The sequence below is a fragment of the Malonomonas rubra DSM 5091 genome (genome assembly GCF_900142125.1).
GTDB classification, from domain to species: Bacteria; Desulfobacterota; Desulfuromonadia; order Desulfuromonadales; family Geopsychrobacteraceae; genus Malonomonas; species Malonomonas rubra.
In genome coordinates, this window is sequence record NZ_FQZT01000007.1 from 206,339 (window position 1) to 216,851 (window position 10,513).

Below are 10,513 nucleotides of genomic sequence, written 5' to 3' on the forward strand. Positions count from 1 at the left end.
TTTGCTTTTACATAATTTCAATAGGTTAGAAAAAAACTCTGAGAAGATAACAGGTTTCGAATCTGCAAAATTTGCCGGATCGAGCAGTAAATTGACAAAAAACGGCGCATAGATCGCTGAACTGCTACCGAATAATGGAGTCCAATATGTCAAAAACCATCCTGATCACCGGAGCCACATCCGGCTTTGGAGAAGCCACTGCTCGTCGTTTCGCCGCCGAAGGCTGGCAACTGGTTCTCACCGGTCGCCGCAGCGAGCGACTGCAACAGCTGCAAACCGAACTCGGCGATGCCGTTCGTGACATCATCACCCTCGACATGCAGGATCGTGAACAGATCTTTGCCAAACTGGGGACACTGGAGAATATCGACCTGCTGCTGAACAACGCCGGACTGGCGCTGGGGCTGGAACCGGCCTGGGAGGTCAACCCGGACGACTGGGAAAACATGGTTGAAACCAACATCAAAGGGGTGATTTACGCCACTCGTGCCATCTTGCCACAGATGGTTGAACGCAACAGCGGTCAGATCATCAACATCGGTTCGACAGCCGGCCGCTGGCCTTACCCCGGCGGTAATGTTTACGGTGGCACCAAGGCTTTTGTCGAACAGTTCGGCCGCAACCTGCGGGCTGACCTGCTGGGGAAAAAGGTCAAGGTGACGACCCTCGCTCCCGGAATGGCAGAGAGCGAATTCTCCAATGTTCGCTTTAAAGGGGATACGGAAAAAGCGAGTCAGGTTTACAAGGGAACCGAACCGCTCCGTCCGGAAGATATCGCCGAGATGATCTGGTGGCTCGCCAACCTTCCACCACACGTCAACATCAACCACATGGAGGCGATGTGCCTTGACCAGTCATGGGGACACTTGGCGGTGAATCGAGATATTTGAGGTCAAGCGCTGATGACGTTGTTGCGAGTACCGCGCTTCACCTCGTACATCGATTCATCGGCCAGTTTGATCAGTTCCTGAATGCAGTAGGCATTGGTTGGGTAGGTGGCAACACCGAGACTGGCGGTAATTTTCATCGCCTGGCCACAATCCGACTTAAACTCGGTGCTACGCAGGGTATCGAGCAGGTTTTGCGCCATGGCAAGAGCCCCCTTCTTGCTGGTCGATGGGAGCAGAAAGACAAACTCGTCGCCGCCGTAGCGGGCCGCATGATCGACGACCCGAATCACCTTTTTGAACAGCGCCCCGACCTCTTTGAGCAAGCGACTGCCAGTCAGATGGCCGTAGGTATCATTCACCTGTTTGAAATGATCGAGGTCGAGGAACACCATCGACAGTTCGTTTCCGTAACGGCTGGCCCGTTCCATCTCGTAATCGCACAGGGTCTGGAAGTGACGCGCGTTATAGAGACCGGTCAGATCATCCGTAATCGTTAAACTGCTGACCTGCTGATGCAGCCGCGAGTTTTCAATGGCGATGGCAGTGAAATCGGCGATGGTGGCAAGAATGCGCTGATCCTGCTCGGTGAACTGACTCTGCCCGACACCATTGAGCAGTTGGATAACGCCGATAATACGGTTGTTCGAAACGAGCGGGACACAGAGGACCGATTGGGTTTCAAAGCCGACCTGTTCGTCGCTGCGGCTGGAGAAGCGTGGCTCTTTGCTCACATCCGGGACCAGCAAAGGCATCCCGGTGGCGACCACCCAGCCGGGCACCCCCTCGTCCGCATTCAGCCGGGTTCCGACCATCTCTCCGGACGCCGGAGAAATGGCGATTTCGAAACAGAGTTCGTTGCTGCCTTCATCCAGAATCAGCAATGACCAAGCCTGCGGGCGCAGCAAATTCCCGACTTTATCCATCACCACCCGGTAAACATCTTCCAGCTCCAGGTGTGAAGTCAAAGCCTTGCCGATGTCGATCAGGGTTTCCAGCTCGTCCGAGAGCCGCCCCGATTCGACCAGATTTACGTGCTCAGCAGTCATGACCGGTCCACAGCGTCCTTTACATTTAGCTTTACTAATTTAAGCGGGGGCGCGCGAGAAGTCAATCATCACAAGCAATAAATACTTGATTCATTAAACTTTTTCGCCAACACTGTCGATAAGAGACCCAAAGAAAACGTCCCATTGACGGGAACAGCTATACCACGGAGGGTCAGAATATGTTGGAAGAAGTCAAAAGAGTTACTTACAGGCGAGGTGATCCGCATCGCGAAGTTGCACCGGTCACCCCCTATCCGCGCATCGATCCACAACAGGACCGCCACGAAGGCTACCCCGGCCAGCAACCCAGGAAACATGAACAGCCGGCTCCTGCCCGCAGGCGTTTTACCGCCATGCGTGAGCTGATCGAAAAACTCCGGAGCAGTGAAGATATCAGCCGGGTCGATTTCAATACCGTCAATCAAGAGCTGCTCGACATCGGGCTGGCGCTCGCAGAAGCTGAGCTGATTTCGCTGCTGCTGCAACTGAAAGTTCCCCTCGACAGCATCGATGACATCGTCCGGCAACTGCAGCACCGCAGCGAGACCCCAAACTTCGTCAGTGGTCTCGATATGACCAGCGAGACCAACATGTTCCCGGTTTTCGTTGAAGAGTTGGCGGAATACCTGATGTGCTTCGAGTCGGTACTGGTGAAAGTCGGCAAACAGAACCAGTTGCTGGTCGATGAAATTACGAACCACGGCCGTTACCAGATCAACCATGGTCGGATCAAGCTCGACTTCAGCCGGCCAGCGGACGAATCCGCCCTCGACTGGGACAAACTCAACTTGGTCATCAGCGTTAAAGTCGGTGCCGTCGAAGTTGATGAGAACGGCCGCCGGGCAATCTTTTACCAGCGACCAGAAAGCAAAGGCTACGGACTTTACTCCGACAAATCGCTCAGCCTATCGATTTAACTACCTCAGAACCTGACCGTTCAACAGTGGCTGCCCCTGCCTGACGGCGAAATCGAGACGATAGCCGCTATCCGTCTGCTGCAAAATGCCTTTCTGCACAAACGCTCCAGCCAACTGTTCTGCCTGCTCGTTAAGAACCGCCCGGTTGCGCACCACAGAGCTCTGCAGGCGATCAAGCATACGGAATCCGGCGCTGAAAAAAGTCTGATCCAGCTGCAGCTGGAAATCTCCGTTCAACTGCTCGAATGCCATCAGCCCGGACACATCTCCCTGTGCCAGGGCAAACTCGCCTTTACCAGTGGCAGCACCCTCATCGCTTTGCAGTTCCAGTTGTTCGATCGAGAGTATCAGGCCCTGCTGAAACAGTTGTCCGTAAAGAGCAAAAAGCTGCAATTGCAACATCAGTGGATCGCTCTGCCCGGAAGCGAACTGCTGCTGCAGGTCCCGCGCACTCTGCTGCATCTCTCGCAAGGTCTCTGCATCGAGCCCGGCGATCCTCATCCGCAAGCGCCCGTTGTTGAACTCCTCATCCGCAAGTTGCAGTCTGTCCAGGGAAAGCTCGAAGGCACCTGCAACCGCCTCGCCCTGCAGCGTGTTTTCAACTGTATACCGCACCCCTTCGAGGGCAAAGCTCTGCTCTTCCGCCTGCACCTGCAAGGAGCCGAGGGACATCTTGCCTGCGCCGATCATCAAACCCTGCTGATCGCTGATGGTCGATTGTAAATCCAGGTCACCCAAATGCAACTCACCGTTGCCCCGCTCAATCAGTGTCAACTCGGTCAACTGCAGGCTGACATCGCCATCGGTCAAACCCGGCTGCAAACGACAAGAGAATTGCAAGCCCTCCAGCCGTACTTCCGTGTCATCAGCGGCAACAGCAAGCAGTGGCAGCCCCAGCCGGCTTTCAACCGCGCCCTGCAGGCTAACATCGGTCTGCAGCTGCGGCCTTTCGGCTAACTCGGAGCCTTCAGAGAAGCTGGTGTAAATCTGCACTTTCCAGGGAAGATGGCGAATCTGGTGAGATAGCTCAAGCTGCTCTCCCCGCAGATCGACCCGGGTCCTGGCCGTCGATAACAAAAATCCACGCTGATAATCGCTCAACTCGAGCTTTATTAAACCGGGATACAGTTGATTGATCTCGGCCACCTGCTCTGCAAAAACAGTTTCCGTTTTACTGCTGCAAACGTAAGTAGCTGCAAACAACAGGATCAGGGTCAATATCAGCAGGGCAGAAACAACTTTTCTCATGCGAACTCCAAGCACATCTAGTCATGACGCAGATAACCTGCGGGCCGCTTACCCAAAGCTTTCCAGGTTCCGCTCAGGCCAAGCAGCAGGGTCAGCCCGATCCCCGCCGCCAGGGTTAGCAGGATCACTTCCGGGTGAGGACTGAAAGGCACATCGAGCGGGCCACGCAAAATAGCAAAAGCGGCCAAGCCACCAGTCAGGGCGCTGATCATTCCGGCGATCAAACCGAGCAGGGCGAATTCCGCGGCAAAGGTCGTCAGGATATCACGCCGCGTCGCGCCACAAACCTTGAAAATGACAGCATCCTGAATCCGCCGGTGCTGATCGGCGGAAACCGCCCCGGCCAGCACCAAGAACCCGGTCAGCAAAGCCACCGCCGCCATTCCCTGAAAAGCAGCACCGATGCGTCCAAGAGTCAGGGAAACGTTTTTCAGCACTTCAGCCGTGCTGATCAGGGAGATATTCGGAAACTCAGTCGTCACCCTACGATAGTACTGCTCTTCAACACCGTCCGGCAGATGCACGGCGGCCAGGTGTGTCTGTGGTGCGCTCTCCAGCAAGCCGGGGGCGAACAGCAGGGCGAAGTTGAGCTGCAGAGTCGACCAGTCGACCTCGCGAATATTGGCAATCTCTGCCGTCACCTCACGACCAAGAATATTGACGCTGATGCTGTCACCGAGGCCGACTCCAAAACCCTCAGCCAGATCTGCCGTGAGCGAGAGCAGCGGTGGCCCGCTGTAATCCTCCGGCCACCATTCCCCTGCCGTCAAGACGGTCCCAGATGGCAACGTACCGCTGTAACTGAAAAAGCGGTCGCCTCGTACCGCCCAGCGGACATTCGGCGCGATCGTTGCGTCCGCCACCGAAACCCCGTCGATAAAAGTTATACGCCCGCGCAGGGTCGGTGAACGCTCCAACCGAGCACCAGGAAATTCTGCAATTTTCCCCTCCATAGCAGCAACCTGCTGCGGCTGAATATCGAGCAGGAAAAAGTCGGGCGCATCGGCCGGAATATTATCCCGCACCATATCGTTCAGGTTGGCCTGCACCAGAGCAATCATCACCAGTGCCGTCAATCCCAGGCCGAGTGAAAAAATGATGCTGACCGCCGGTGCGCCCGGCCGCTTGATATTCGCCAAAGCCAGACGCACGCGTGGATTTCCCGGCTGCGGCAGTTTCGCAACGAGCCGAATGACCAGCGTTGCCAGCACGCGGAACAGGAGAAAACAGATCGCCGCACCGAGGATAAACCAGCCCGCCAGTTGCTTGTCGCTACTGCTGAACAGCGCGACCAGCGCCAACGCCAGTCCACTGGCAGCGACCGCCAGCCAGATAGTCCTCCCCGGATTTTTGCGCCCGCTGTCGACATAGCCACGAAACAGCATCGCCGGCGGCACGCGGCGAGCGATTCCCAGTTCTTTAAGAGAAAAAAGCAGCGCGATCAACAGGCCGAACAGAGCAGAAACCAGCAACACCTGGGGATAAAAACCGGCCTGCAGCGGGATCGGCAACAGGTTGCCGGCAAAACGGGCAATCAGCCAGGGCACAGCCGCACCAAGCAGAAGGCCAAGAGAGGAGCCGACAAAACCGAGCAGCAGAACCTGCAGCAGGTACGCAGTAAAAACCACCCGACTGGACGCACCGAGGCATTTCATGGTGGCAATATGCTCCAGCTTGCCGTTGAGATAACCGCGCACCGCACCCGACACGCCGAGCCCCCCGACCAGCAGGGCGCAGAGACCGAGCAAGGTCAGGTTTGTGCTCATCCGATCGAGAAAAAATCTCACCCGCGGCGCTGCTTTACGCCAATCCCGTAACCGCCAGCCGGCATCGGGAAAGCGTTGCTGCAACGCGCTGCTGACAGCTTCAACCTGCTCCCGATCGGGCAGTTTCAGGCGATATCGGTAGGTCACCAGGCTGCCCGGTTGCAGCAGATCAGTTGCCCGCAAAGCGGCTTGACTGACCAGCAACCGAGGTCCGAGATGAAATGCGCGCACGGTGCGATCCGGTTCGTTCTGCAATATGCCGCGAACCGTAAATTCTGCCGCGCCGACCTTCACACGATCGCCAACTGCGATCGCGAAACGCTGTAAAAAGCTCTGTTCGACCAGTGCGCCAAAACGCACCCCCGCACCGGCCAGAGCAGTCTCAGACTTTTGCTCCGGCACAATCGGCAGCTCGCCGTAAAGCGGATATGCGCCATCGACCGCTTTCAGCTCGACCAGGGCACTCTGCTGTGTTGCCACCGCCGTCGCCATGGTGCGCATTTCCAGCACACTGGAAAGTAGCCCGAATTGCTCAATGAAAGCACGCTGTTCATCCGTCAGCGAACGCTGCGACAACCGGATCTCTAGGTCGCCACCGAGCAGCGCCCCGGCATCCGCCAGCAGCCCGGACCGGGCGGCCGCACTGAAGCTGCCAATGGCGCTGATGGCAAAGACCCCGAGAAACAGGCAGGCGAGAAAAACGCCGAAACCGCGCAGTCCACCACGCAGTTCACGACGCACCAGGCGCAGCGCCTGCGGTAAAAAAGCGAACCGACTCACGCGACCATCCCGTCAACAGGTTGCAGACAACCGTCGATCATCTGAATTGTTCTCTGACAACGACCGGCCAGCTTCGGATCATGAGTCACCAGAACCAGGGTGGTACCGAATTCGTGCTGTAGCCCGAACAACAGCTCCATCACCTTTTCGCCCGTTTCGCCATCCAGGTTCCCGGTCGGCTCGTCAGCCAGAATCAGCTTCGGTTTGGCGACAAAGGCCCGCGCCAAAGCGACCCGCTGCTGCTCACCACCGGAAAGCTGACCGGGGAAATGCTGCAGCCGCTGCTCCAGGCCAACAGCAGTAAGCGCCTGATGAGCCTGCTGCAGGGCGTCATCGACGCCAGCGAATTCCAGCGGAAGAGCGACATTTTCCAACGCCGTCATGGTCGGCACCAGGTGAAAGGATTGAAAGACGATACCGACCTGCCTGCGACGGAAACGGGCCAGGCCATCCTCATCCAGCTGCCGCAAGTCGGTTCCGGCAATTTTCACCCTCCCCGCATCGGCCTGTTCCAGACCGGAGAGCACCATCAGCAGACTGGTTTTCCCAGCCCCCGAAGGCCCGACGATGCTCAAGGTTTCGCCAGCGGCAACCTGCAGGTCGACGCCACGCAGGATATTGACCGGGCCGGCGCCGCCAACTAAACTGAGTTGTAGATCTGCAACCTCAACAATCGGATCGATCATGAAAGCTCCTTCTTTACTGCTTTTGCTGTTTTTATGCTGCGGGCTGAATCCGCTGCGGGCGGAAACCACGCCGATACGGATTGTCGTCCTCGGTGACAGTTTAACCGCCGGCTACGGGCTGCCGCAACAGGCCGCCTTCCCCGCGCAACTGGAGATCGCCCTGCAGGGGCGTGGGCACAAAGTTAAAGTGTTCAACGCCGGGGTCTCCGGCGACACCAGCTTCGGCGGCCTGAGCCGGCTCGACTGGGCGCTGACCGACCAACCCGACCTGGTGATCATCGAGCTGGGAGCCAACGATGCCCTGCGCGGCCTGCAACCGATCCAGACCCGGCAGAATCTCGATACCATCCTGCACCGGCTGAAGCAGAAGAATATCCGTGCTGTGCTGGCCGGGATGAAAGCCCCGCGCAACCTGGGCGAGGCCTATTATAACAGCTTTGACAGCATCTACCCTGAGCTTGCACAGCAACATCAGGTGCCGCTTTATCCATTTTTCCTCGATGGTGTCGCTGGAATTCCCGAGCTGAACCAGCCGGACGGCATTCACCCGACAATGATCGGGGTCAATGTGATAGTCGATAAAATGCTGCCATTGCTGGAAGAAGTGCTGGAAGAGATTGCCCCGGAAAAAAATAAAGGGAAAAATAAAGGGAAAAAATGACTCACTTTTTTAGCGCGGCCATGATCATCATCGGGGGGATCATCATGGGACTCAGTCTGTGGGAATCAAGAAAGCTGCTGGTAATGATTCCTTTTTTGCCGGAAAACAAACAACTGCCCCTGACAAAAAAGATTCATCTGCTGCAGGGCCTCATGCTTTTTTTCCTGCTGGGATATGGGATCGTTGCAATCTCATTTATCAGTAGAATAAATATTTTGGGTGAATTGTTTGTTGGTGTTGTCTTCTTTGGGGGCGCCGTATTTGTCCTTATCAGCAATCGCATTCAAACCAAAATGCTGATCGAAGCGAAAAACACTCTAAGCGGATTATTGCCCATCTGCTCTTCATGCAAAAAGATGCGGAGTCAAAACAGCGACCCGAAAAACCAGGCATCCTGGCAACCTCTTGAAGTATTTATTTCTGATCGAACCTCTGCAGATTTTACCCACTCAATTTGCCCAGAATGCTTAAAGAAAAACTTTCCGGAACAGGCAGACCGTATTTTAAATAAAACCCGATGAGAATTGGAAACTCAGCAGCCGCGTTCTGCCTTCCCCCCATCACCTTTATCTTCTGCACCTAGCCCAACCTGTACCAGAAACGCTTCCAGCTCATCCGGCAAAGGCGACTTGATGCTGATCGGCGCCCCGCTGAAAGGGTCGACAAAAGCGAGACAGCAGCTGTGCAGGAACATGCGTGGCAGCTCTTGTGGGCAGGGGCCGTGGTAACGCTGGTCGCCGAACAGTGGATGCTTCTGTTGCGCCAGTTGCTGTCGGATCTGATGCTGGCGACCAGTATGCAGACGCAACTCCAGCAGGGATGCCTGTTCGTTTCTGGCAAGGGCGCGAAATTCCGTGCTGGCAAGTTTCTTTTTCCCCTTCGCTTTCACCACAGACTCCAACCGACCGCTGCCGCTGGTTTTTCCCGCAACCAACGCCAGGTAGTATTTCTCCACCTCATGGCGCATGAACAGTTGCCCCAACTCGGCGCAAGCTTTTTTCCCTTTGCCGAACAACACCGGACCGGAGGTTCCCAGATCGAGCCTGTGCACGGGAGCGATGCTGAATTTCGAGCCACGCTGTTTCAGCAACTGCCCGGCGCGCGTGGTGAGGTTGTCGGTTTCATGGCCAACGCTGCTGTGGATCGCCAGCCCGGCCGGCTTGTCCACCACAAGAATCTCTCTTGTTTCATAGAGGATCTGCAACGGCGTCTGTTCACTTGGGGGTGTTGAAAGAAATTCCTGCAGGCGACCGCTATCTGGCAGGCGGATGCCATCACCGACACTCAGCGGAGAATCCAGCGTCAGCAAACCGGAGTGGTTGCTGACTTTTCCCTTTTTTACCATTTGCCGCAGGTATGACAGGGGTGCAGCAGGTATCTGCTGCTGCAGAAATTCCAGCAGGGAAGAGTCGCTATCTTTCTTATCGACGTTAAAGATGGGCATACGCAGAAGATAGGCTTTTGCCGGTGATGCAGCAACAAGAAAAAGGCCCTGCTCATCGCAGTGAACAGGGCCGGAAACAGATCAGCTATCGCTGAATCTTTAGTTGGTCGGGTAGGAGACCTTCAGAGTCATGCCTTCACGACTCTTCGGATCGTAGATTCCCTTTTCCAGACCTTCCTGGAACCACTCCTGCTTCAGGCCTTTGAGGAACTGGTTCTTGTCGTCAACCAGCTTGTCGAACGGCAGGCCGATAACGGCTTGTGCTTTTTCCTTGGTCGAAAAGTCAGGTGCTTCGAAATCAGCAGCACCGTACTTGGCGAGCAGGGTGCGAAGCTTGATACGTGCTTCCTGGCCCTTTTCAATTGCACTGCCGAGCACACGCAGGGTCTCTTCTGGTGCGTGGAAGAAAGAACCGTGGGCAGCGATCGAGTAGTCCCAACGCCACTGGGCATGACGGATATCGGTCTGGGCCGCCTTCATTTCTTCGTCAGTCGCGCCCAGTTCCAGGGCTTTGCCAGCTTCCAGGTGAGCTTTGGCGATAACCTGAGTGGCTTTCTTGTGCAGTTCATCTTTCCGTGCCAGCTTGTCTTCAACAGTCTTCTTGAACTCTTCCTCGGTACCACTGTGGCAGTTCAGGCAGGTGTTGGCGATGTCCTTGAGCGGGCTGCCGACGTTGTGGTTGGAGTACTTGACGCCGCCTTCACGAACGTACGGCATATGGCAGTCGGCACAGGCCAGACCGGCTTTACCGTGGGCACCGGTGATGAAGGTTTCGTAGCCGGGGTGCTGAGCTTTCAGCATCGGGGTCTTGCTGACTTTGTGGGTCCAGTCGACAAAGCTGCGCTCATCGTAGTACTTCTCGATATCTTCAGCGGAGAAACCATTGTTCCACGGGAAGGTGACCACGGCAGCAGTCTGCTCCTGACCGTTGGCGTCGGTCCATGGGGTCTTTTTGAAGTAGTACTCGGAATGACACTGGGCACAGACCAGGGAACGCATCTCCTGATGGGTCGCATCGGCGAACGGCATGCTGCCTTCGGCATCAAGCGCGCGCTTCAGATAATCGCGGGTGACG

The 10,513-nt window shown here is 56.1% G+C and carries 10 protein-coding genes; 4 read left to right on the top strand and 6 right to left on the bottom strand.

Translation table 11 applies throughout. From position 1 onward, the window contains the following. The first annotated feature begins 146 nt into the window (after positions 1–146). Positions 147–890 carry an SDR family NAD(P)-dependent oxidoreductase gene (locus tag BUB13_RS11320; RefSeq protein ID WP_072908864.1) on the top strand — a complete coding sequence of 248 codons (744 nt, stop codon included), beginning with the start codon at positions 147–149 and terminating at the stop codon, positions 888–890. Between the two features lie 2 nt (positions 891–892). On the opposite strand, the gene BUB13_RS11325 is transcribed toward BUB13_RS11320, so the two are convergent. Next, complete coding sequence (locus tag BUB13_RS11325; protein WP_072908865.1) at positions 893–1,936, bottom strand: GGDEF domain-containing protein; 1,044 nt, start codon at positions 1,934–1,936, stop codon at positions 893–895. 179 nt (positions 1,937–2,115) lie between these two features. Between BUB13_RS11325 and BUB13_RS11330 the strand changes: the two genes are divergently transcribed. Continuing rightward, a complete protein-coding gene (locus BUB13_RS11330; protein WP_072908866.1) occupies positions 2,116–2,853 on the top strand; it encodes a hypothetical protein in 738 nt (245 codons plus the stop codon). Here BUB13_RS11330 and BUB13_RS11335 read toward each other — a convergent pair whose 3' ends face one another. The 3 genes from BUB13_RS11335 to BUB13_RS11345 are packed head-to-tail and all read right to left on the bottom strand — an operon-like array spanning position 2,854 to position 7,333. Next, positions 2,854–4,101 carry a DUF945 family protein gene (locus BUB13_RS11335; protein ID WP_072908867.1) on the bottom strand — a complete coding sequence of 416 codons (1,248 nt, stop codon included), beginning with the start codon at positions 4,099–4,101 and terminating at the stop codon, positions 2,854–2,856. It abuts the gene before it with no gap. Positions 4,102–4,118: 17 nt separating this feature from the next. Next, a complete protein-coding gene (locus BUB13_RS11340) occupies positions 4,119–6,647 on the bottom strand; it encodes an ABC transporter permease (RefSeq protein WP_072908868.1) in 2,529 nt (842 codons plus the stop codon). Next, on the bottom strand, positions 6,644–7,333 hold the full coding sequence (locus BUB13_RS11345; RefSeq protein ID WP_072908869.1) for an ABC transporter ATP-binding protein: 690 nt from the start codon (positions 7,331–7,333) through the stop codon (positions 6,644–6,646). Before BUB13_RS11345 ends, BUB13_RS11340 begins: the two co-directional genes overlap by 4 nt. Between BUB13_RS11345 and BUB13_RS11350 the strand changes: the two genes are divergently transcribed. Continuing rightward, the gene (locus tag BUB13_RS11350) at positions 7,332–7,994 is read left to right on the top strand and encodes an arylesterase (protein WP_072908870.1); all 663 of its coding nucleotides are present in this window, start codon (positions 7,332–7,334) and stop codon (positions 7,992–7,994) included. The two genes, BUB13_RS11345 and BUB13_RS11350, sit on opposite strands and share 2 nt — an antisense overlap. After that, on the top strand, positions 7,991–8,515 hold the full coding sequence (locus BUB13_RS11355; RefSeq protein ID WP_072908871.1) for a hypothetical protein: 525 nt from the start codon (positions 7,991–7,993) through the stop codon (positions 8,513–8,515). The genes BUB13_RS11350 and BUB13_RS11355 overlap by 4 nt, the downstream gene beginning before the upstream one ends. A gap of 11 nt (positions 8,516–8,526) precedes the next feature. Here BUB13_RS11355 and BUB13_RS11360 read toward each other — a convergent pair whose 3' ends face one another. Further along, the gene (locus BUB13_RS11360) at positions 8,527–9,438 is read right to left on the bottom strand and encodes an RluA family pseudouridine synthase (RefSeq protein WP_072908872.1); all 912 of its coding nucleotides are present in this window, start codon (positions 9,436–9,438) and stop codon (positions 8,527–8,529) included. Positions 9,439–9,537: 99 nt separating this feature from the next. After that, positions 9,538–10,513, bottom strand: a 976-nt coding sequence (locus tag BUB13_RS11365) for an ammonia-forming cytochrome c nitrite reductase subunit c552 (protein WP_139249363.1), incomplete at its 5' end; no start/stop codon positions are given.

What these genes read in the sequence shown, in the direction of transcription:
- BUB13_RS11345 (WP_072908869.1), bottom strand. Translation starts at nt 7,333, where the DNA reads ATGATCGATCCGATTGTTGAGGTTGCAGATCTACAACTCAGTTTAGTT.
- BUB13_RS11360 (WP_072908872.1), bottom strand. Translation starts at nt 9,438, where the DNA reads ATGCCCATCTTTAACGTCGATAAGAAAGATAGCGACTCTTCCCTGCTG.
- BUB13_RS11355 (WP_072908871.1), top strand. Translation starts at nt 7,991, where the DNA reads ATGACTCACTTTTTTAGCGCGGCCATGATCATCATCGGGGGGATCATC.
- BUB13_RS11350 (WP_072908870.1), top strand. Translation starts at nt 7,332, where the DNA reads ATGAAAGCTCCTTCTTTACTGCTTTTGCTGTTTTTATGCTGCGGGCTG.
- BUB13_RS11320 (WP_072908864.1), top strand. Translation starts at nt 147, where the DNA reads ATGTCAAAAACCATCCTGATCACCGGAGCCACATCCGGCTTTGGAGAA.
- BUB13_RS11325 (WP_072908865.1), bottom strand. Translation starts at nt 1,936, where the DNA reads ATGACTGCTGAGCACGTAAATCTGGTCGAATCGGGGCGGCTCTCGGAC.
- BUB13_RS11330 (WP_072908866.1), top strand. Translation starts at nt 2,116, where the DNA reads ATGTTGGAAGAAGTCAAAAGAGTTACTTACAGGCGAGGTGATCCGCAT.
- BUB13_RS11335 (WP_072908867.1), bottom strand. Translation starts at nt 4,101, where the DNA reads ATGAGAAAAGTTGTTTCTGCCCTGCTGATATTGACCCTGATCCTGTTG.